Annotated in this window: 21 protein-coding genes and 1 pseudogene; 13 read left to right on the top strand and 9 right to left on the bottom strand. The window is 70.7% G+C overall.

Features of this window, described 5'->3' with window-relative positions; translation table 11 throughout:
- Positions 1-16 precede the first annotated feature (16 nt).
- The 3 genes from SD626R_RS09235 to SD626R_RS09225 form a co-directional block, all read right to left on the bottom strand.
- Positions 17-853: a universal stress protein UspA gene (locus SD626R_RS09235; protein WP_092565933.1), complete on the bottom strand. Its 837-nt coding sequence runs from the start codon at positions 851-853 to the stop codon at positions 17-19.
- A complete protein-coding gene (locus SD626R_RS09230; protein ID WP_092565931.1) occupies positions 853-2,277 on the bottom strand; it encodes an APC family permease in 1,425 nt (474 codons plus the stop codon). The genes SD626R_RS09235 and SD626R_RS09230 overlap by 1 nt, the downstream gene beginning before the upstream one ends.
- Positions 2,278-2,355: 78 nt before the next feature.
- On the bottom strand, positions 2,356-3,216 hold the full coding sequence (locus SD626R_RS09225) for an SAMP-activating enzyme E1 (RefSeq protein ID WP_092565929.1): 861 nt from the start codon (positions 3,214-3,216) through the stop codon (positions 2,356-2,358).
- 252 nt (positions 3,217-3,468) lie between these two features.
- Between SD626R_RS09225 and SD626R_RS09220 the strand changes: the two genes are divergently transcribed.
- Positions 3,469-3,732: a MoaD/ThiS family protein gene (locus SD626R_RS09220; protein WP_092565927.1), complete on the top strand. Its 264-nt coding sequence runs from the start codon at positions 3,469-3,471 to the stop codon at positions 3,730-3,732.
- A 34-nt stretch (positions 3,733-3,766) separates the two neighbouring features.
- Here the strand turns inward: SD626R_RS09220 and SD626R_RS09215 are convergent, their stop codons facing one another.
- On the bottom strand, positions 3,767-4,786 hold the full coding sequence (locus SD626R_RS09215; RefSeq protein WP_092565925.1) for a PLP-dependent cysteine synthase family protein: 1,020 nt from the start codon (positions 4,784-4,786) through the stop codon (positions 3,767-3,769).
- Between the two features lie 150 nt (positions 4,787-4,936).
- On the opposite strand from SD626R_RS09215, the gene SD626R_RS09210 reads away from it, so the two are divergent.
- Positions 4,937-5,236 carry a sulfurtransferase TusA family protein gene (locus SD626R_RS09210; protein WP_092565923.1) on the top strand — a complete coding sequence of 100 codons (300 nt, stop codon included), beginning with the start codon at positions 4,937-4,939 and terminating at the stop codon, positions 5,234-5,236.
- A 2-nt stretch (positions 5,237-5,238) separates the two neighbouring features.
- On the top strand, positions 5,239-5,574 hold the full coding sequence (locus SD626R_RS09205) for a rhodanese-like domain-containing protein (RefSeq protein WP_092565922.1): 336 nt from the start codon (positions 5,239-5,241) through the stop codon (positions 5,572-5,574).
- Between the two features lie 431 nt (positions 5,575-6,005).
- Here SD626R_RS09205 and SD626R_RS09200 read toward each other — a convergent pair whose 3' ends face one another.
- On the bottom strand, positions 6,006-7,214 hold the full coding sequence (locus tag SD626R_RS09200) for a YeeE/YedE family protein (protein WP_092565920.1): 1,209 nt from the start codon (positions 7,212-7,214) through the stop codon (positions 6,006-6,008).
- 154 nt (positions 7,215-7,368) lie between these two features.
- On the opposite strand from SD626R_RS09200, the gene SD626R_RS09195 reads away from it, so the two are divergent.
- The 5 genes from SD626R_RS09195 (at position 7,369) to SD626R_RS09175 (ending at position 12,528) form a co-directional block, all read left to right on the top strand.
- Positions 7,369-8,748 (top strand): beta-propeller fold lactonase family protein, encoded by a 1,380-nt coding sequence (locus SD626R_RS09195; RefSeq protein WP_092565918.1) that lies wholly within the window; start codon positions 7,369-7,371, stop codon positions 8,746-8,748.
- Positions 8,718-9,845, top strand: coding sequence for a sulfurtransferase (locus tag SD626R_RS09190; protein WP_241996708.1), 1,128 nt, complete (start codon positions 8,718-8,720; stop codon positions 9,843-9,845). The genes SD626R_RS09195 and SD626R_RS09190 overlap by 31 nt, the downstream gene beginning before the upstream one ends.
- Positions 9,842-10,864 carry a YncE family protein gene (locus SD626R_RS09185; protein WP_092565914.1) on the top strand — a complete coding sequence of 341 codons (1,023 nt, stop codon included), beginning with the start codon at positions 9,842-9,844 and terminating at the stop codon, positions 10,862-10,864. Before SD626R_RS09190 ends, SD626R_RS09185 begins: the two co-directional genes overlap by 4 nt.
- 118 nt (positions 10,865-10,982) lie before the next feature.
- Positions 10,983-11,366 carry a SaoD/DsrE family protein gene (locus tag SD626R_RS09180; RefSeq protein WP_092565912.1) on the top strand — a complete coding sequence of 128 codons (384 nt, stop codon included), beginning with the start codon at positions 10,983-10,985 and terminating at the stop codon, positions 11,364-11,366.
- 145 nt (positions 11,367-11,511) lie between these two features.
- Complete coding sequence (locus tag SD626R_RS09175; protein ID WP_092565910.1) at positions 11,512-12,528, top strand: hypothetical protein; 1,017 nt, start codon at positions 11,512-11,514, stop codon at positions 12,526-12,528.
- A 7-nt stretch (positions 12,529-12,535) separates the two neighbouring features.
- Here SD626R_RS09175 and cmk read toward each other — a convergent pair whose 3' ends face one another.
- Entirely contained in the window at positions 12,536-13,150 is a 615-nt protein-coding gene (gene cmk, locus SD626R_RS09170) for a (d)CMP kinase (RefSeq protein WP_092565908.1), read from the bottom strand.
- Positions 13,151-13,270: 120 nt separating this feature from the next.
- Between cmk and SD626R_RS09165 the strand changes: the two genes are divergently transcribed.
- Positions 13,271-16,102, top strand: a complete 2,832-nt coding sequence (locus SD626R_RS09165) for an ATP-dependent helicase (protein ID WP_092565906.1) — start codon at positions 13,271-13,273, stop codon at positions 16,100-16,102.
- Between the two features lie 25 nt (positions 16,103-16,127).
- Here SD626R_RS09165 and SD626R_RS09160 read toward each other — a convergent pair whose 3' ends face one another.
- A complete protein-coding gene (locus SD626R_RS09160; protein WP_092565904.1) occupies positions 16,128-16,316 on the bottom strand; it encodes a hypothetical protein in 189 nt (62 codons plus the stop codon).
- 101 nt (positions 16,317-16,417) lie between these two features.
- Positions 16,418-17,401, bottom strand: a complete 984-nt coding sequence (locus tag SD626R_RS09155; protein ID WP_092565902.1) for a formyltetrahydrofolate deformylase — start codon at positions 17,399-17,401, stop codon at positions 16,418-16,420.
- 181 nt (positions 17,402-17,582) lie between these two features.
- Between SD626R_RS09155 and purS the strand changes: the two genes are divergently transcribed.
- Together purS and purQ are read left to right on the top strand one after the other, a co-directional pair.
- On the top strand, positions 17,583-17,834 hold the full coding sequence (gene purS, locus SD626R_RS09150; RefSeq protein ID WP_092565900.1) for a phosphoribosylformylglycinamidine synthase subunit PurS: 252 nt from the start codon (positions 17,583-17,585) through the stop codon (positions 17,832-17,834).
- Positions 17,831-18,508, top strand: a complete 678-nt coding sequence (gene purQ, locus SD626R_RS09145) for a phosphoribosylformylglycinamidine synthase I (protein WP_092565898.1) — start codon at positions 17,831-17,833, stop codon at positions 18,506-18,508. Before purS ends, purQ begins: the two co-directional genes overlap by 4 nt.
- A gap of 25 nt (positions 18,509-18,533) precedes the next feature.
- On the opposite strand, the gene SD626R_RS17060 is transcribed toward purQ, so the two are convergent.
- Entirely contained in the window at positions 18,534-18,983 is a 450-nt protein-coding gene (locus tag SD626R_RS17060; RefSeq protein WP_241996706.1) for an SHOCT domain-containing protein, read from the bottom strand.
- 97 nt (positions 18,984-19,080) lie between these two features.
- On the opposite strand from SD626R_RS17060, the gene SD626R_RS09135 reads away from it, so the two are divergent.
- Both SD626R_RS09135 and SD626R_RS09130 read left to right on the top strand, forming a co-directional pair.
- Positions 19,081-19,473: a VOC family protein gene (locus tag SD626R_RS09135; RefSeq protein WP_092565896.1), complete on the top strand. Its 393-nt coding sequence runs from the start codon at positions 19,081-19,083 to the stop codon at positions 19,471-19,473.
- Between the two features lie 107 nt (positions 19,474-19,580).
- Positions 19,581-19,764 (top strand): annotated as a pseudogene (locus SD626R_RS09130) (dihydroxy-acid dehydratase); the annotation flags it as partial.

Below are 19,764 nucleotides of genomic sequence, written 5' to 3'. Positions count from 1 at the left end.
CCGTCGGCGACACCCGCTACTCGTCGTCTCCCTCCGCCGTCCCGTCCGCGTCGTCTTCGTCGACGTCGTCGTCCCGACGACCGCGGACGACGAGGACCGGCCCCACGGAGGCGGCCGCGACCCGTTCGCCCTCGCCGCCGAACACGAACGACCGGAACGAGGGCGCGCGCTCGCCCAGCACGACGGCGTCGTGGCCCGGGACCGCGTCGATCAGCGAGCCGAACGGCGACCCCTCGGCCCCCGACTTCGTGCTCACGTCGATCCCCGCCTCGCGGAGCCGCTCGGCCGCGGCCGCCAGTCGAGCGCTGGGGGGGTCGCCGGCGTCGCCGGCGTCGCCGGCGTCGCCGGGGGCGATCGGACCGGGGCTCTCGGGGCCGCCGGCGTCTCCGGCCTCGTCGGATGCGATGCGGGCGTCCTCCCCGGGCGCGAGGAACAGCGTGACGCCGATCGGCCGGTCGCCGACGAGCGCCTCGACGAACGAGAGGACCCGGTCGGCGTCGACGTCGCCCGAGAGCGACACGAGGAGCCGGTCGACGTCGCCGGTCGTCCCGGGGACGGCGAACGCGTCGGCGTCGACCTCGCCGGCCACCCGGTCGATCGTCTGCTCGCGGTTGTGCGTGAACACGAGCCGATGATCGGCCGCGCCGCCCGCGGCCCGGAACTCCTGGCCCATGTCCTCCAGCGCGGACGTCGCGCGCTCCTCGAACTGGAGCCGGGCCTGGTCCGGCGGCGTCTGCTCCGGCAGGACGTGGTAGCCGAGCACGGTCACGTCGACGGTTCCGAGCAGCGAGATCAGGCCGGGCGAGACGCTCTCTCCGTCGAGCACCGCGATCGGGACGAGTACGCGTGTCATCACAGGGCCCCCTTGAGCGACACGTCGCGGGCGTAGTAGAAATACCATCCGGCCGTCGCGGCGATGACCGCGAGCCCGACGAGGATCGAGAGCCGGTTCATGAAGGCGATCAGCCCGAAGCTGGCGAGCGCGCCGACGACGGGGATGAGGGGCCCCCCGGGCACGACGAAGTCGGGGTCGTACCACTCGGGGCGGTCCCGGCGGATCGCGACGAGCGCGACGCACATCAGCCCGTACATGATCAGGTGGAGGAAGGAGGCGACCTCGGCGAGCAGCTGTACCTGTCCCGTGGCCGCCAGCACGACGACCGGGCCGCCGGCCATCCCCAGCGCGACGTGCGGCGTGCCGTACCGCAGGTTGATCCGGCTCGCCCACCGCGGGAGGAGCGCGTCCTTCGAGACCCCGTAGATCGCCCGCGAGGTGCTGAGGATCGACGCGTTCGCCGACGACATCGTCGCTAACAGTCCGCCGACGATGATCACGAGCGCCCCGGCCGGGCCGAGCAGCGCGCGGCCGACCTCGACCATCGCGGTTTCGCCGGCCGAAAGCAGCGCGTCCCGCGTGAAGATGTTCGTCGCGACGAAGATGGTCAGCACGTACAGCACCGTGACGATCACCACGGAGCCGACCATCGCCAGCGGCAGGTTCCGTCCCGGGTCCTTCATCTCCCCCGCCACCGTCGCCACCTGCGCGAACCCGAGGTACGAGGTGAACACGAGCGCGGCGACCGAGAGGACCGGCCCGGCTCCCCAGACGTTCGCGGCCTGCCCGGGCGGCGTGTCGACGGCGACGAGTCCGAACGCCTCCAGCAGGCCGAACCCGAGGAAGGCGACGAGCATCGAGAGGAGCAGCGCGACGATCCCGTTCTGGAGCTTCGCGGCGTTCTCGGTGCCGGTGACGTTCAGGACGGTGAACCCGACCCCGGCGAGGACGGCGATGACCGAGACGATCGCGCCCGAGCCGACGCCGACCGCGATCCCGACCTGCGCGAGGGCGTCGAGGGCGTAGTACCCGAGTCCGACGAGGTAGAAGGCGGTCGCGAACACCAGCCCGAGCCACAGCGACAGCCCGATGACGGTCCCGGCGAGCGTCCCGAGCCCGCGCGAGATGAAGTAGTAGCCGCCCCCGCTCCGCGGCATCGCCGTCGCCAGTTCCGAGGTCGGGAGCGCGACGAGGAGGGCGATCACCCCGCCGACCGCGAACGAGGCGGTCGCCGCCGTCCCGATCTCCCCGCCGGCGAGCCCCGGGAACACGAAGATCCCGGCGCCGATCATCGTCCCGATTCCGATGGCGAGGCCGCCCGTCAGCCCGATGGTGCGTTCGAGCTCGGCGTCCCCGGTGATCGTCGCCTCCTCGGTCTCGACGACGGCCTCCGCGACCGGCGCGTCGCCGTCGAGGTTGCGGCCGCTCGGCTCGTCGGGCATGTGACGACGGGTACGAACGACCGGCGGATAAGTGTGGGGAGGCGATCCGGTTCGGGGGTCGGCGCGGGTCCCGGCCGGTCAGTCGTCCGCTTCGATCTCCGGCTCGGCGTCGTCGCCGCCGACGTCGATGGCGCAGGAGGCGTTGTACTCGACGTCCCGGACCGACTCGATGGCGGGGTCGTCGCCGCACACCGGGCAGTCGTCCTGCTTGGGGATCTCGACCTTGTCGAACTCCATGTCGAGCGCGTCGAAGAACAGCATCGAGCCGTCGAGCGACTCGCCCTCGCCGATGATGTGTTTCACCGTCTCGGTCGCCTGCAGGCAGCCGACGGTGCCCGGGAGGACGCCGAGGACGCCGGCGGTGGCGCAGTTCGGAACCATCCCGGCCGGCGGCGCCTCGGGGAACAGACAGCGGTAACACGGCGAGTCGTCGTCGCCGGCGAACGTCGTCACCTGTCCCTCGAACTTGAAGATGGAGCCGTGCGAGAAGGGGATCCCGGCGAGCGTGCAGGCGTCGTTGACGAGGTACCGCGTCGCGAAGTTGTCCGTGCCGTCGACGACGAAGTCGTAGCCGTCGATGAGTTCCTCGATGTTGTCCGAGGTGACCCGGAGCTCGTGCTTGCGGACGTCGATGTCGGGGTTCAGCTGCTCGACGAAGTCGGCGGCGGAGTCGACCTTCTTGCGGCCGACGTCGTCGTTCCCGTGGATCACCTGGCGCTGGAGGTTCGACAGCTCGACCTCGTCGTCGTCGGCGATACCGAGCGTGCCCACGCCCGCGGCGGCGAGGTACTGGATGATCGGCGCGCCGAGCCCGCCCGCGCCGAGGACGAGCACCTCGGCGTCGAGCAGGGCCTTCTGCCCCTCGGGGCCGACGTCGTCCATGATGATGTGTCTGGAGTAGCGGTCGAGCTGCGTCGGGTCGAGATCGAGGTCACTCATTCGCACTTGCTTGTCGCTACGAACGCATAAGCCGGCCGCCCACCGGCGCGTCCTGCCGGCATCTCGGAGGTGCGTCCCGTCCGCACGACCGGCGACGGCTCCGACGGCACCGACGCTCGTCTCGTCGGCGACGGGGAGACCGTCCGACGGGAGCCGTCGCGGTCGGATCGATCCGGCTCGTCGGTCGTGTTAGACCGTGGCCGCGGTTGCCGTCGACGCGTCCCTTTTTGCACTGGGACGCGAACGCGACGTATGGCAACGATCAAGCTGCCGGCCGTTCTCGTCGGCGGGTCCGCGACCTCGGAGGTCGAGGTCGAGGGCGACACCGTCCGGGAACTGTTCGACAACCACGCCGACGAGCACGGCCCGGAGCTCCGGGACAGCGTGCTCGACGACGGCGAGATCAAGGAGTTCATTAACGTCTACGTCGAGGGGACGCCCGTCGACGGCGTCGACGCCGAGGTCCCGGCCGACGCGCAGGTCCGCGTCATCCCGGCCGCCAGCGGCGGTCGATAACGGTTCCGTTTCCGTCCTCGCAACGACCGTCGGTTTATAAGTAATCCTCCCAGAGCGGGATGTCCGCGTACTTGTCGCCGCGGTCGCACAGCATGAAGACGACCACGTCGTCGTCCGCGAGGTCGCCGGCCGCGTCGAGGTTCGCCACCACCGCGGCGCCCGCGCCAGCGGACGTGCCCACGACGAACTGTTCGTCGACGCGGAGGTGCTCACGCACCGTCGCCTCGTCGTGCCGGCCGAGGTCGGCGATCGGCACCGGATCGTCGAGGTAGCGCTCCCGGAGGGCCCGCGCCCGGTCGTAGGCGTCCGAGGTGGTGACGTACTCCGTCCGGTCGAGCACCGACTCGTCGTACGTCTCCGGGTGGTAGTGGTCGCCCGTTTTGAGGAACTTCAGACCGTCGATGGCGTGGAGCTGCTCGTCCGGCTCGAAGCCGACGACCTCGACCGCGCCGTCGCTCAGGTCGGTCAGGCCGCGTCCGGTCCCGGTGATCGTCCCGCCCGTGCCGACGCCGGCGACGAAGTGGGTCACGTCGCCGTCGGTCGCCTCGTAGATCTCCCGGGCGGTCGTCCGCTCGTGGGTACCCGGATTGTCGGGGTTCTCGTACTGGTTCGGGCGGAAATACGCGTCGGGGTCGGCGGCGATGATCTCCTCGCAGCGCTCGATGACGGCGTCGTAGCCGAGGTTGGCGTCGACGAAGTGGATCTCCGCGCCGGCGTCCCGGACGGCTTCCACCTTCCCGCCGGCCGCGTTGTCGGGCATGACGATCTCCACGTCGTAGCCGCGAGCGGCCGCGAGCCGCGCCACCTCGCTGCCGGTGTTGCCCGAGGTCGGCTCGATCACGGTGACGCCGGGTTCCAGCTCGCCGCGCCCCTCGGCGCCGTCGAGCATCCCCTTCGCGATCCGGGACTTGATCGACCCGCCGCCGTGCGGGGCGTCGTAGAGGTTGAACCACTCCGCCTTCGCGTACACGTCCGCGTCGGCCTCGATGTCGAGGTCGAGCCCCACGAGGGGCGTCTCGAAGATCGTCGACTCGTCGACGACGTACTCGCTCATGGGTCCCGTAGATCGCTCCCCGATAAGAGTCCGACGGAAACGGTCGTCTCGACGCCTATCGCGGTCGTGCGCCGCGATCGCCCGTCCGAGATACGGGAGAAGCCTGCCGCACACGAAAGGGGTTACCGGGCGAGACGCGTATCGGCCCGTATGAGCCAACCATCATGGGACGACGTCGTCGAGATGCCCGACGAACTCGACGACGAGACCGCCGAGTCGCTCTTGGCGGACGCGACCGAGGTACAGGACATGACCGGCGAGGTCTGTCCGTACCCGCAGGTTGAGGCGAAGAAGGCCATCGCGGGGCTCTCGCCCGGCGACGTGCTGGTCCAGAAGACCGACCACGTCCCGAGCACCGAGAACGTCCCGAAGGCGGTCGGCGACGACGCCACCGCCAAGGTGTGGAAGTCGGGCGACGGCCGCTACCGCATCTTCATGCGGAAGGAGTAATCATGGTCGAGGAACTCACCCCCGAGGAAGTCAACGAGCGCGTCCAGAAGGGCGACGTCCGCGTCATCGACACGCGGCCGCCCGAACAGTACGAGCAGGGTCACATCCCCGGCGCGATCAACGTGCCGCTGGGCGAGCTCCCCGCCCGCGTCCCCGACATCGACTGGGACGACACCGACGTGGTCTGCGCGTGTCCGGTCGGCCAGTCGTCGAAGCAGGCCGCGATGCTGATACAGAGCTACGAGGGCGTCGAGGACGGCGTGCTCGTCGCCAGCATGGCCGGCGGCTACGAGGAGTGGGACTTCGACCTGGAGACCGGCGCGGCGGCTGACGCCTGAGCCGGCGGTCGAGGTTTTTGCTGCTATTCTCGCCTTTGAGAGGCTTCACGGCCGAGAGTCGTCGACGCCGATTCGGTACTCACTATCCGGTGCGGTGGCGCGCGCCTGCGAGCGGCCGCCCCCGGCGGCCGCGAATCAGCGCGTGCGAGGGAGTCGCGAACGAAGTGAGCGACGAGGCTGGGGAGGCGTGAGGTGCTGTGCGGAGCGGTGCGGGGGCGGGACTCAAAGGGGCAGCCGTGAGGGCGACGCAGGCGACGCCAAGCACCGCAGGGAGCGAACGGAGTGAGCGACCGAGGAGCACAGCGAGCGTGCGTCGCCCTCACGGCTGGGGCTTTGGAGGTGTCCGTTGACGATCCACCAGCAGTTGTGCACCGGGAAATCGATCCGCTACCGTACTAATTGCCGAACCCGAATTCGATCGAGAACCCCATTTAAATCGCGCAGCCGACCTCGCGGTACATGTAGTGGGTCATCACGTAGACGCCGAGGATGATCCCCGCGCCGGCGAGGAAGGAGTGGACCGAGAGCAGCGCGATGCCGGAGAAGAGGTTCGCGATGTTGCAGCCGGCGGCGAGCCGCGAGCCGACGCCCATGAGGAGCCCGCCGACGGCGTAGTTCGGCACGCGATTCAGCTTCGGCTTTCGGACCCGGAAGTCGCCGGAGGCGTACGCGGCGAGGAAGGAGCCGACGATCAGCGACGCGATCATCACCATGTCGATGGTCAGCGAGATGTCGCCGTCGCGGAACAGGATCGACCCCCAGTACTCGACGCTCGCCACGTCGAAGCCGGCGCCCGCGAGCAGGTAGCCGGCCCAGCGCGCCTCGCTGCCGGTGATCGCCCAGTGGCCGTGGACGTAGAACCAGAGGCTCGCGACGAGCGCCATCGCCACGCCCGCGGTCCGCGCGTCCCACGAGTCGCGGAGCCGGGCTTTCAGCGGCCGGTCGTCGTTGAACAGCGCGCGGACGTACTCGACCGTGCCGTCGGCGATGCCGCGCAGGCCGACCGAGACAGCCGAGACCGTCCGGGAGGCGCCGAGCGCGGCCTGCGCGCGGGTGTCGGCCCCCACGCCGGTGCCGCCGGACGGGTCGTCCGGGAGGGCGCTTTTTCCCTTCACGAACGCGTACGCGAGGGTGCCGACGGCGACCGCCAGCGCGCCCGTGACCGCCGGCGAGAACGGGAGTGAGAGGTACAGCGTCTGCCCCTCGAACGGGTTCAGCGTCTGGAAGTAGTACGTCTCCGCGACCGGGAACGCGAACGCGAAGAGGACGTAGCCGACGAACATGAAGAGGAGGACGAGCCAGAACTGGAGGTATCCCTGCCCGGCGCGGTAGAGGGTCCCGGAGGCGCAGCCGCCGGCGAGGGTCATGCCGAGCCCGAAGACGAAGCCGCCGAACAGCGACCCGAGCCCCCAGGCGGGCGTCCAGAAGCCGCGGAAGTAGCCGAACGTCGCCTGAACGCTCCAGAAGACGGTCATCACGGCGATACCGGCGAGTAATCCCTTCAGCACGCGGGTGTCTTTGAACGCGACGAAGTCCCGGAACGCGCTGACGAAGCAGAACCGCGCCTTCTGTAAGAGCACCCCGAACGAGAGCCCGACCGCGATCGATATCCCGACGTAAGCGACGGGCGAGAGCATCATTACCGGGGGGAGTGTGCCCGCACCTAAAACGTCGCTGAAGACGGTAACGGTGCGCACCGGTCTGAGGAACGAGCAACATTTGCTCTTATATCACACACGGGGCAACGAAGCGCGCGTCCGAGAGCCCTTTACGCGCGAGCCGCGTCGTGACGGTATGAGCGACGACTGCGGCTGCGGATCGAACGACGCGACGCCGGGCGCCCCGGCCGACGGGGCGACCGGCGCGTCGGGCGGCGCGGGACCGCGTCCCGCGAAGGGGAGCGAGCTGGCCAACGACGACCGGCGGAATCCCTTCGCCGACGGGATCGACCGACGACGCCTCCTGCAGGCCTCCGGCGCCGTCGGCGCGACGACGGCGCTGGCCGGCTGTTCCGGGGGAAGCGACGGCGGGACCGGAGACGAGGCCGCGCCGACGATGTTCGTCTTCAACAACGGCGACCGGACGCTGAGCGTCATCGACACCGAGAGCGACGAGCTGCTCACGACCGCGTTCCTCGGCACGACAGCCTCCTTCCCGGCCAACCAGTACTCCACGGGAATCGACGACGAGCACGACGTGCTCTGGCTGAACGTCTCGGGCGGCGTCCGGGCGTTCGACCAGCGCACGCTGGAGGAGCTCGCCTTCGTCGAGACGGGGTACGGCCCGAACTACCCGAACGTGACCCCCGACGGCGAACACCTCCTGATCGCCTCCGGCGGGACGACCGGGATGGAGCCCGAGGGGGACGCGAACCACGCCATCTTCCGCGTCGACGCGAACCGCGACAGCGACACCTTCGGGGAGGTGACCGCCGAGATCGAGACCGGCTACGTCGGCCCCTGTGACATGACGCTCGGGCCGAACGGCGACTACGCCTTCGTCGTCGACGTCGCCGACGAGGCGATCCGCGTGCTGAGCGTCGACCCGTTCGAGACGGTGAACCGCGTCGACGCCGGCGAGCCCGTGACCGAGGGGAACGTCCTCCCGTTCATGTGTACCGCCTCCTTCGACGGGGAGCTCCTCCTCGTCGAGAACGGCGAGGGGACGCTCGGCGGCGACCCCGAGGTGCCCCGCGAGGGCTCCGAGAGCGTCTGGGACATCTCCGACCCGGAGAACCCGGAGGAGGTCGCGAAGGTCACCCGCGACGACGGGCTCCCGGGCGCGCCGATCACGAGCGAGGTCGCGCCGGACAACACCGCCGCGTACCTCTTCATCCCCGGCGAGGGCGTCGGCGTGATCGACCTGGAGGCGAACGAGTACGAGACGACCCTCGACGTCGGCGGCAGCAGCATCGCCGGCGCGTGGGGACCGAACCGCGAGAAGCTGTACGTCCCCGTGCAGGACGCGAACCAGGTCGCCGTGATCGACCACGCGAGCCGCGAGGTCGTCGCGACGGTCGAGGCCGGCGAGGCGCCCACCGGCGCGGTCGCCGGCACCGTCCGTCCGGAGGAGGACGCGGTGTCGCGGGTGCAGGCCTCGCTCGCCTCGCTCGGCATCACGTTCGGCGAGATGGAGGCGTCGTGGTGCATGGACGACCACTGCTACTGCGGATGATCCCCGACGACGCGCCCGATGACGGGAATGCCGATGACGACCCCGACGAGCGCGAGCCGGACCCGGCGTCGACCCGTCGCGGGCTCCTCCGAGCCGCGGCGGGCGCGACGGTCGCCGGCGCGGCGAGCACGGCGGGCTGCCTCGGCGTCACGACCCCCGCCGACGTCGCCGCGCGGAACGAGGTGACCGGGAACGTCGCCCACTTCGTCGGGCCGAGCTGGCTCGCCGACAACCGCGACGACGTCGTCGTCCTCGACGCGCGAAACGCCGAGCGCTTCCGCGAGGAGCGGATATACGGCGCCAGACGCGTCCCGTTCGACGCGATCACGAGCCGGGAGTCGACCGACACCGGCCTGGTCCCGGACGTCGAGGCGATCGCGGCCGCGTTCGGCGAGGTCGGCGTGTCTCCCGACGACGATGTCCTCGTCTACGGCGCGAGCGTCGGGTCGCGGGTGACGCGCACCGCGTTCGCGCTCGCGGCGCTGGGCCACGAGGGCTCGATCCGCGTCCTCAACGGGGGCCTCTCCGGCTGGAACGGCCGGCTCGGGACGGGCTCTCGGGACCGGGTCACGCCGACCGAGTACGCGCCCGACCCCGCCGAGTCGGCGTGGGTCACCCGCGAGTGGCTCGCCGAGCGCGTCGGGACGTTCAACGGTGAGGGCCCCGGCCTCGTCGACGTTCGCGCCCCGGAGGCGTACCTCGGCGCGCCCGCCGCCGACGCCCTGAACCTCGACAACGACCGCCACGGCCACCTCCCGGGCGCGATCGGCGTCCACTGGGTCGGCAACGTCGCCGGCCGGCGGATGACCGAGCCCGGGCGCCTCGTGCAGCTGTACGAGGGCGAGGCGGAGCTGGACCGCGCGGGCACGGTCGTGGTCTACGGCGACGACAACGTCGATCCCACGTCGACGTGGCTGACGCTCCGGGCGGTCGGCTTCGAAGACGTGCGCGTGTACGACGGCGGCTTCGGCGAGTGGGCGAACGTCGAGGGCGACCGCGGCCGGTACCCCGTCGAGACCGCGACGAGCGTCGTGATCGAGGCGGAGGGGAGCGTCGGCGGCGACGACGGCAGCGGCGACTTCTCCTGTACGGGATGACCGAGGGCGGCTCCGAGCCACGTTCCGACCGTCTCGTCGCCGTCCCCTGCGAGGGCGACGACGTCCTCGCGCTGTTCGCGCTCGCCGACGGGGAGCCGCTGGGCGAGGTCCCGGTCGGCAGCCACCCGGTTCACGCGACGACCGCCGCGGGTCGGACCTTCGTCACGACGATGGGCGAGCGGGCGGTCACCGCGGTCGACCCGGACGGTGCCGTCTCGCGGATCGAGACCGGCGTGCTCGGTCCATCCCACTTCGCGAGCGCGAACGGCGAGCTGTTCGTCTCCTGTACCGCTGGCGACGCGCTCGCCGTGGTCGACCCCGAGTCGCTGACGCTCGTCACCCGGATCGGGGTCGGCGCCGAGCCCCACGAGGTCGCGGTTTCCCCCGACGAGGGCCGGCTCTACGCCGGCAGTCGACGAGCGGGCGTCGTCGACGTCGTGGACCCCGTCGCCCGCGACCGACCCGGCGCCGTCGACATCGGCGCCGGCGCCCGGGTGCAGGGCGTCGCGGTCGGCCCCGACGGCGACCGCGGGTACGCCGTCGACCAGGCGGGCGATCGGGTCGTCGCGTTCGATGCGAGCGAGGATTGCGTCGGACGCGACGGGGCGGACGCCCCGACCGACGACCCCGTCATCGGCGCGGCCGCGGTCGGCGCGGACCCGTACGATCTCGTCGTCACCGCCGACCGCGTCTTCGTTCCCGGCCGCGGGGACGGCGTCGTCCACGAGTTCGACAGCGACCTCGGGCTCGTCGCGGTCCACGAGGGGTTCGATCGCCCAGTCGACCTGTTCGAGATCGGCGGGGAGCGGTGGGTGCTCGACGCGGCCGCCGCCGGGCTCCGGTCGCTGTCTGGCGGCGTCGTCGAGACATCGGCGCCGGGACTCGTCGCGACCCGGGTCGGCGACCGATTGGTCGTCTCGCACTACGACGACGACCTGATCTCACTGGTCGACATCGCGGACGGGACGGTGTGGACGGCGGAGACGGGAAGGTATCCGTTCGGCTCCGTCGTCGTCTGACGGCGGACTCGCTTCCGCCGCGGTCGACGCTCCGCAGCCGCGGTCGACACTCGTCACAGACGGCGGGGAACCCTGCCGGTGCCCGCGGAGCAATCCCCTCTCCCGTCGTCCCCGACGTATGAAAGTCGCCTACGTCTTCGCGACGGCCGGACAGACCATCGACTACGTGCTCGGGGACATGATCCTCCCGCAGCTGGAGGCCGAGGCCCACGGCGCCGACGTGGTCGGCATGTTCTTCTTCCACGACAACACGTACGCCCTCCGCGAGGACGACCCGCTGGGACAGCGGCTCGCCGACGTGGCGGACGAGCGGGACATCCTCCTCATGCTGTGCGACCAGTGCGCGACCCGCCGCGGGCTCGCCGAGTTCGACCGCACCGACGAGCACGGGCGGGACCGTTACGAGCCGACGAACACGGTCGAGGGCGCGACGGTCGGCTGCTTCCCCGACCTCTACGCGGCGCTCGGCGAGGTCGGCGTCGACCACGTGATCACGCTGTGAACGGTTTCTCCCGGCCGCTGGCGGAGTTTTAATTCAGGTGAGTTGAAACATAAATCGATCGCTATCGTTTATTACGGACACACGACTGAACCAGAGCTAATATCCGCCGGTTCCGCAGTCCATATGCGGTATCCGACGGAATTCCATGACCGACGAGACACATCCATCCAAGCGAGACGGAGCAGCGTTCGGACAGACGTCGCGGCGGGCCGCGCTCGGCTTCCTCGGCACCGCGGGGTTCGCCGGGCTCTCGAGCGCTGCGGCGAGCGCGAGCAACGGGAACGGAAACGGCGAGAACGGCGGGAACGGCGACGCCGGCGACGCCAAGAACAAGGCGCACATCAACGTCCTGACGAACCCGAACTTCATCACGAACGCCGCCGACGACGCGGCGCCGTTCGGCGACGACACCGAACTGTACGATCCGGGTCCGGTCTCGGTCCCGCTCAACGAGATCATCGCGGAGAACGAGGAGTACGACGCGATACTCAACCGCCCGCTGAACGACGGGAAACACCAGATCGTCGAGCCGCCCGAGGGGTACGACCGCGACGACGGCTACGACGAGGGCTGGAAGCCGATAACCTGGGGGGAGTACAGTGAGGTCGGCGGTCACGCCATCGTCGGCGGGACGAATCCGAACAAGGGAACGCGCGTCAATATCAAGGTCGAAGACGGCATCCCGAACGGGCAGTACACGATCTGGGTAGTCAAGTTCTCGGCCCTCGCCGAGGACAGCGACCTCGATCCGGACGACCCGTTCGTGACGCCGCGGGGGAACGCCCTCGTCGGCTTCCACAACCTCGGGCCGAAGTTCGACAGCGACGGCGAGTCCGAGAACGACTTCACCGTCGACGGTGACGGCGACGGAGAGATCAAGCTCTTCCAGGAGGGCGGCGAGCTGAGCGGTGTCCCCGGGTTCCGACCGCTCAAGGGCGAGGACATCGACGACCCGGTCGAGGACGGTCCGGTCCCGTTCGTCGGCGAGGCGGACGACTACGAGCAGAACGCCGAGGATCTGATCCGGATCGACAACGATCTGCGCGAGGAGGACGAGATCCACTTCGTCGGCGCCTACCACTACGACGACCAGACATGGGGCGTCTACCCCGGCCCCTGGCACGTCAACCACTTCAGCGCGGTCTTCGCGTTCGACGCGTAGGGGCGTCTCAGATCTCGAAGTCGGGCGTGTCGAACGCGCCCTCGTCGGCCTCGACGTCGTACCCCTCGATGGCGGTGAGCGCGACGTCGAGCGTCGTCTCGACGTTCCACCGACCCGTGTTGATCGCGAGGTCGTAGATGGAGCGGTCGGAGAGGTCGATCCCGTAGTACGACTTGTAGCGCTTCTCCTCTATCACCTCGCGGACCTGCATCTCGGAGGTCATCTCCTCGCGGTCGAGCGTCCGGTCGGCGCGCACCTCGTCGGGCGCGTCGAGCCAGATCCGGACGTCGGCGCGGTTCCCGGCGATCCACCCGGCGAGGCGCGACTCCAAGATGAACGCCTTGTTCGCGGCCCCCCACTTCTCGGCGATCCGGCGGAGCCGCCGGTCGAGCGCGCGGTCGATCTCCTCCGACTCGCCGGTCTTCGCGATCAGCTGCGAGAGGCTCATGTCGCGCTCGGCGGCGATCTCGCGGAACAGCTCGCCCCCGGAGACGTAGCCGCAGTCGAGCGCCTCGGCGAGCCCCTCGACCAGCGTCGTCGCCCCGCACCCCGGCGGCCCCGAGACGGTGACGAACAGGTTGCGGTCTATCTCCCGCTCCGTCGCCGGCGAGGTTCCACTCATACGTGCGGCGCCACGGACGGACCGCGGATAAACGAGGCGGTTCGCGTACGGCCGCCGACGCGAGCGAGCGCGCGGCCACCGACGCAACCGATATCCCTGCGCGCGCCCACGTACGCGACAGTGACGGAACTCACGGACCGCGGCGCGGAGCGCCCGTCGGCGCGGGCGCTCCTCCGCGAGGCGCTCGCCGGACGCGACGCCCCCTCCGTCGAGTTCGACCCGGAGTCGGTCCCGCTCCCGGACGCCGGCGTGCTCGACCGGCTCTCGCCGCCGGTCCGGCGGTGGTGGGTCTCGGAGTTCGGCGCGTACGTCGGCGAGAACGGGGGCTTCTTCACCCCGCCGCAGCGCGAGGCGATCCCGCACGTCGACGAGGGGCGGAACTGCCTCGTCGCCGCGCCGACCGGCAGCGGGAAGACGCTCGCCTCCTTCACCGCCGTGCTCGACGACCTCTTCGCCCGCGAGCGGGCGGGAGAGCTGGAGAACTCGGTGTACTGCCTATACGTCTCGCCGCTGAAGTCGCTCGCGAACGACATCAAGCGCAACCTGGAGGCTCCGATCGAGGGGATCGCGGCGGAGCTGTCGGCGGCCGGCGAACCGGGCGACGACGCCGACCCCGGCGTCCGCCAGGCGATCCGCCACGGCGACACGAGCAAGGCCGACCGGCAGGCGATGCTGGAGGAGACGCCGCACGTGCTCAACACCACGCCGGAGACGCTGGCCATCCTGCTCAACTCCCCGAAGTTCAAGGAGAAGCTCCGGACCGTCGAGTACGTGATCGTCGACGAGATCCACTCGCTGGCGGCGAACAAGCGCGGCGCGCACCTCGCCGTCTCGCTGGAGCGGCTCACGGAGCTGGCGGACGGCTCGCCGACCCGGATCGGCTGCTCGGCGACGGTCGAGCCGCTCGACGAGGTCGCCGAGTTCCTCGTCGGGCGCGAACGGGTTTCCGGGGAGGTCGGCGGCGAGTCCGGACTCGAACCCCGGCCGTACGAGCTGGTGGACGCGCGGTTCGTCCGGGAGTTCGACCTGGAGCTCCGGACGCCGGCGGCCGACCTGATCCACACCTCCCGGTCGGTCGTCACCGACCGGTTCTACGAGTCCCTCCGCGAGCTGATCGAGGGCCACGAGAACACGCTGGTGTTCACGAACTCCCGCTCGGGTGCGGAGCGCACCCTCCAAGAGCTCCGCGAGCGCTTCGGCTACGACGAGTCGGATTCCGGCTGTCACCACGGGAGCCTCGGCGAGGGCCAGCGCACCCGGATCGAGGAGGGGCTGAAGGCGGGCGAGCTCGACGTGGTGACCACGTCGACGAGCCTGGAGCTCGGCATCGACATGCCGCACCTCGACCTGGTCGTACAGGTGGGGTCGCCGAAGTCGGTCGCGGCGCTGCTCCAGCGCGTCGGTCGCGCGGGCCACAGCCCCGGCGAGACGGTCGAGGGGCGGGTGTTCGCGCTCGACCGCGACGAGCTGGTCGAGTGCGCGGCGATGCTCGCCCGCGCCGAGGACGGCTTCGTCGACCGCGTCTTCCTCCCCGAGGGCGCCTACGACGTGGCCGCCCAGCACGTCTACGGAATGGCGATAAACCGGATCCGTCCCGACCGAGAGGTCCGCGAGACGCTCCGGCGCGCCCACCCGTACCGCGACTTCGGCGAGGACGAGTACGAGCGGCTGATGCGGTACCTCACGGCCGACTACGAGGGGCTCGCCGACAGGAACGTCTACCCGAAGGTGTGGCGCGACGAGAACGACCCGCCGGGCGGGGAGCACCACCACGAGGGCCACCCGGTCGGCGAGCGCCTCGTCGGGAAGCGCGGCCGGCTCGCGCGGGTCATCTACATGACGAACATCGGCACCATCCCGGACTCGTTCAGCTGTCAGGTGCTCACGCGCGACGGGGAGCCGGTCGGGACGCTCGACGAGAGCTACCTCGACACGCTGGAGTCGGGGGACGTGTTCTCGCTCGGCGGCGAGCGGTTCGCCTTCCGGTACCGGCGCGGCTCGAAGGTGTACGTCGACCGGACGAGCGAGCGCCCGACCGTTCCCTCCTGGTACTCCGAGCGGCTGCCCCTCTCGTACGACCTCGCGCGGGAGGTGTTGGCGTTCCAGGGCGAGCTGCTCGACCGGCTCGCCGAGGGCGGACCGCCCGCGGTCCGCGCGTGGCTCCGCGAGTTCCCTCTCGACGGGAACGCGGTCAGGGCGATCGCCCGGACCTACGACGAGCAGGTCGCGTACGCGGGCACCGAGAGCGTCCCGACCCCCTCGCGGCTGGTCGTCGAGGAAGAGCTCGACCGCGCCGAGTACAAGCGCAGATTCTACGTCCACTCCAACTACGGCCGGCGATTCAACGACGGCCTCTCGCGGCTCGTCGCCGCCGCGGTCGCGGACCGCACGGACGCGAACGTCGCCGTCGCGGTCGCGGACCGGGGCTTCTCGCTCGCGCTCCCGCTGAACCGCAAGGTCGACGTCGCCGCGATCCTCCGCGGGCTCGACCCCGAGACGGTCCGGGAGGACCTCCGCGAGGCGGTGCGGGGGACGGACCTCCACCAGCGCTACTTCCGGATCGACGCGGCCCGGTCGCTGCTCATCCTGAAGCGGTACAAGGGGTACGAGAAGACCGCGGCCGAACAGCAGGTGTCGGCCGAGATGCTGCTCTCGTTCGCGGACGAACTCGACGAGTTCGCCGTCGCCGAGGAGACGTACCGGGAGCTGTTAGAGGACCGGCTCGACGTCGCCGGGATCCAGGAGGTGCTCGGCGAGGTCGCGGACGGCGACATCGAAATCGTTCACCACGCCGTCGACTCGCCGACGCCGCTCTCGTTCGGGCTCGCGACGCTCGTCGACTCCGACACGGTGCTCGCCGAGGACGAGTCGGCGGTGCTTCAAGAGTTCCACGCCCGCGTCACGGAGTCGATCGAGGAGAGTGAGGAGAGCGACGACGGCGACGAGTCGTGAGCGGGCGCCCGCGGCTGCGACGCCCTCACGGCCCCGGAATTACCGAGGGGATTACGTCCGGAAGGCCGCCGAGGATCAGCGTCGTGTAGTGGAGGAAGACCGCGAGCGCCGCGAGGGAGAGCAACAGGAGAGACAGGAGGATCAGGCGCTCGTCGCGCCCGACGGCGGCGCGGGCATCGGCGGCGAACCGCGAGGGGGGACCGGTCGTCGGCATCGACGGTTCCTACGCGCTCGGCGGTTTAAAAGGGTCGCACGGGACGGTGGGCCGCTTCCGGTCGTCGCGATTTCGGTCGCCGCGCTCCCGCCCGGCGCCGGTCAGTCGCTCTCGACCGGCGGCGTCTCGGAGCGCGACAGCGGCTCGCCGTCGACCGGTTCGTCGGGGTTAGCGTCGATCGCGGCCTCGCTGAGCCCGAGCTGGGCGTCGACGTCGGCGTCCTCGCGGACGTGGACCGTGCCGCGGTGGATCGCGATCGCGTCGGCGAGGTGGAGCCGGACCGCGTCGAGCAGCACGTCGGCCTCCAGCGGCTGCCCGCGGCGCTTGATCTCCGAGACCTCGGCGCCGGCGGGCACGTCGAAGGCGCGCTGGGCGATCACGGGCCCCTGGTCGAGGTCGGTCGTCACGTAGTGGGCGGTGACGCCGGCGATGCGGACGCCGGCGTCTTTCGCCTGCCGGTACGCCTCCGCGCCGGGGAACGCCGGCAGCAGCGAGGGGTGGACGTTGATGATCCGGCCCTCGTACCGGAAGACGACCTCGGGCGAGAGGATCCGCATGTAGCGGGCCAGCGCGATCAGGTCCACGTCGTACTCGGCCAGCAGGTCGAGCAGGCGCTCCTCGTCGGTGTTCCCGCTCCCGTCGCCCACGTCGTAGAACGGCTTGTCGTAGCGCTCCGCGAGCGACCGGAGATCGCCGCGGTTGCCGATGACGACCGGTATCTCGGCCTCCTCGCCGTCGTCGGCGAGCTCGTTGTTGGCCTCGGCCTCCAACAGCGCCTCGGGGGCGTGGGTCTCCTTCGTGACGAGGAGCGCGATCCGGCGGGCGTCGCGGTCGCTCGGGAACCGCACCTGGATGTCGACGTCGAGCTCGCGGCCGAGCTCCGCGAGCGCGCGCCGGAGTTCGCCCCGCGAGGTCTCCATCTCGGAGGCGTCCACGCGGGTCGTCATCCGGAAGACGCCCTCGCGGACCGCCTGGTCGAGGTCCTCGATGTTGATTCCCCGCTCGAACAGCAGGGAGGTGACCCGCGCGATGAGTCCGGTCTTGTCTCCTCCGACGACAGTGATCTCGGTCAGTTCGCGGGTCATGCGACGATCACCTCCGATGGTTCGAGCGGCTGCATACACCCGTCACCAAGTCACGGAGGGGTTTGCCCCTTTCGCTCCGCGCCGACCACGCCACCCCCACGATCGACCGATATGTATCCACGCACGTGGATAGAAGAGGCGTTCCAAAACGGTTTTTACACACGACTCCGCAGTACCGGCCATGACGGCATACACCGCGACGGTGACGGTCCGCCTGAAGCGGGGCGTCCTCGACCCGGAGGCCGAGACGACCCAGCGGGCCCTCGAACGACTCGGGTTCGAGCTGTCGGACCTGCGGTCGGCCGACCGGTTCGAGGTAGATCTGGAGGCGGGCGACGCCGACGAGGCCGCCGACCGCGCCGACGAGATGGCCGAGCGGCTCCTCGCGAACCCGACCATCCACGACTACGACGTCGCGGTCGCCGAGCGATGACGGTCGCCGTCGTCCAGTTCGGCGGCTCCAACTGCGACCGCGACGCGGTCCGGGCGCTCGACTACCTCGGGATCGACGCCGAGCGCGTCTGGCACGAGGACGGGCTCCCGGACGACACCGAGGGGGTCGTCCTCCCCGGCGGCTTCTCGTACGGCGACTACCTCCGCGCCGGCGCGATGGCCGCCCGCGCCCCGATCATGGGCGAGGTCCGCGAGGCCGCCGAGGACGGCGTCCCGGTGATCGGCGTCTGTAACGGCGCGCAGATCGGCTCCGAGTCCGGGCTCACCCCCGGCGCGTTCACCACCAACGCCTCCGCGCGCTTCCAGTGCGAGCCGGTCCACCTGCGCGTCGAACGCGCGGACACGCCCTGGACCGTCGCCTACGACGCGGGCGACGTGATCGAGGTTCCCATCGCGCACGGCGAGGGGCGCTTCGAGATCGGCGAGGACGCCCACGCCGACCTCGTCGCCGACGACCGCGTGCTCTTCCGCTACTGCGACGCCGACGGGAACGTCACCGACGCGGCCAACCCGAACGGCTCCACAGACGGCGTCGCCGGGGTCCTCGGCGAGCGCGAGACGGTGGCCGTCCTCATGCCCCACCCCGAGCGCGCCACGCTCCCGGACCTCGGCCGGAGCACCGACGGCGCGGGGATCCTGAAAGCGTTCGCCTGACCGGCCTCGTCCGGACGACGTTCCGCTACCGTTCTCGCAGCGACGCCGAGCGCTCCGCGCCCTCGGGCGCCCCGTCCCCGTCGACCGTCTCGTCGGCGAGTTCGCGATCCAGCGCCCGCTCGAACTCGGCCTCGGTGAGTTCCCCCTCGGCGTACCGACGCTGGAGTCGGGCGATCGGGTCGCGTCCTGCGCCCTCGTCGACCCGGTCGTCCCCGTCCTCGCCCGCGCTCGCGACCGCGCGAACCCCGACGTAACCGAGCGCGAGGAGGCCCGCGAACGCGAGGAATGTGAGCGGGAAGAAGACGAACGGGAGGAGCCCCGACCCGGCCATCATCCCGGCGCCGCCCATCATCCCCGTGCCACCGGCCGCGTTCGAGGCCGGGAACCCGACGACGAGCGCGAGGAACGCGACGGCCGCGAGCGCGGCGATGCCGACGACGGCGGCGACGCGTGCAGACCGATCGAGCTTGGTCATGCGTGATACAGACACTTCTATCCGTATATGCCACGCGACCGATCTCACGCCCGAAGATTCCCGTCGACTTTTGCGCTCCCGCACCGAATCGGATCCCATGCGGGCACGCCACATCGACCACGTCAACCTCCGGATCCCCGAGGACGGCGCCGACGACGCGCGGGCGTTCTACGGCGAGCGGCTCGGCTTTGGCATCGAAGACGCGCTGTACGCGGCCGGCGAGAAGCCGTTCTTCGACGTGCGGCTGTCGGCGACGGCGGTGATCCACTGCTGGCCGACCGACGAGTTCGAGCCGCCGACGGCGACGAACTACGACCACGTCGCCGTCGTCGTCGAGGAGTCCGCCGACGAGATCGAGGCCGAACTGGACGCGGCGGACGTCGAGGTCGAGAAGACGCTCGACTCGCCGCTCGGCGCGACCGGGGAGGCCGGAGCGGTGTACGTCAGGGATCCGTTCGGCTATCGGGTGGAGCTGAAGACGCGGGTGTGAGTCCGCCCGGAGCGCGCGGACCCGGGCGCCGACCGAACCCGTTCGCCGCCCCGAGCAACCCTCGCCCCGTTGCGGCCGTTTAAGACCCCCGAGCGACAGGGAGGGGTATGAGCGAACAGCAGCCACGATCCGACGAGGGGGAGTCCCCCCGTCGACGCGGGGGCGACACGGACCGGTTCGCCGGCGAGAAGGACGAGGACCTGCGGAGCAGGGACGTGACCGAGGGCGTCGAGCGCGCCCCGCACCGCTCGATGTTCCGGGCGATGGGGTTCGACGACGAGGACCTCTCCT

This window comes from Halorubrum sp. SD626R (genome assembly GCF_001261915.1).
Classification (GTDB): Archaea; Halobacteriota; Halobacteria; order Halobacteriales; family Haloferacaceae; genus Halorubrum.
The sequence above is the reverse complement of the archived record's forward strand: the minus strand, read 5'-3'. Positions and strand labels throughout refer to the sequence as shown.

Bases quoted from the DNA above. Each gene is read 5' to 3' on its own strand.
- SD626R_RS09235 (WP_092565933.1), bottom strand. From the start codon at position 853: ATGACACGCGTACTCGTCCCGATCGCGGTGCTCGACGGAGAGAGCGTC.
- SD626R_RS09230 (WP_092565931.1), bottom strand. From the start codon at position 2,277: ATGCCCGACGAGCCGAGCGGCCGCAACCTCGACGGCGACGCGCCGGTC.
- SD626R_RS09225 (WP_092565929.1), bottom strand. From the start codon at position 3,216: ATGAGTGACCTCGATCTCGACCCGACGCAGCTCGACCGCTACTCCAGA.
- SD626R_RS09220 (WP_092565927.1), top strand. From the start codon at position 3,469: ATGGCAACGATCAAGCTGCCGGCCGTTCTCGTCGGCGGGTCCGCGACC.
- SD626R_RS09215 (WP_092565925.1), bottom strand. From the start codon at position 4,786: ATGAGCGAGTACGTCGTCGACGAGTCGACGATCTTCGAGACGCCCCTC.
- SD626R_RS09210 (WP_092565923.1), top strand. From the start codon at position 4,937: ATGAGCCAACCATCATGGGACGACGTCGTCGAGATGCCCGACGAACTC.
- SD626R_RS09205 (WP_092565922.1), top strand. From the start codon at position 5,239: ATGGTCGAGGAACTCACCCCCGAGGAAGTCAACGAGCGCGTCCAGAAG.
- SD626R_RS09200 (WP_092565920.1), bottom strand. From the start codon at position 7,214: ATGATGCTCTCGCCCGTCGCTTACGTCGGGATATCGATCGCGGTCGGG.
- SD626R_RS09195 (WP_092565918.1), top strand. From the start codon at position 7,369: ATGAGCGACGACTGCGGCTGCGGATCGAACGACGCGACGCCGGGCGCC.
- SD626R_RS09185 (WP_092565914.1), top strand. From the start codon at position 9,842: ATGACCGAGGGCGGCTCCGAGCCACGTTCCGACCGTCTCGTCGCCGTC.
- SD626R_RS09180 (WP_092565912.1), top strand. From the start codon at position 10,983: ATGAAAGTCGCCTACGTCTTCGCGACGGCCGGACAGACCATCGACTAC.
- SD626R_RS09175 (WP_092565910.1), top strand. From the start codon at position 11,512: ATGACCGACGAGACACATCCATCCAAGCGAGACGGAGCAGCGTTCGGA.
- cmk (WP_092565908.1), bottom strand. From the start codon at position 13,150: ATGAGTGGAACCTCGCCGGCGACGGAGCGGGAGATAGACCGCAACCTG.
- SD626R_RS09160 (WP_092565904.1), bottom strand. From the start codon at position 16,316: ATGCCGACGACCGGTCCCCCCTCGCGGTTCGCCGCCGATGCCCGCGCC.
- SD626R_RS09155 (WP_092565902.1), bottom strand. From the start codon at position 17,401: ATGACCCGCGAACTGACCGAGATCACTGTCGTCGGAGGAGACAAGACC.
- purS (WP_092565900.1), top strand. From the start codon at position 17,583: ATGACGGCATACACCGCGACGGTGACGGTCCGCCTGAAGCGGGGCGTC.
- purQ (WP_092565898.1), top strand. From the start codon at position 17,831: ATGACGGTCGCCGTCGTCCAGTTCGGCGGCTCCAACTGCGACCGCGAC.
- SD626R_RS17060 (WP_241996706.1), bottom strand. From the start codon at position 18,983: ATGACCAAGCTCGATCGGTCTGCACGCGTCGCCGCCGTCGTCGGCATC.
- SD626R_RS09135 (WP_092565896.1), top strand. From the start codon at position 19,081: ATGCGGGCACGCCACATCGACCACGTCAACCTCCGGATCCCCGAGGAC.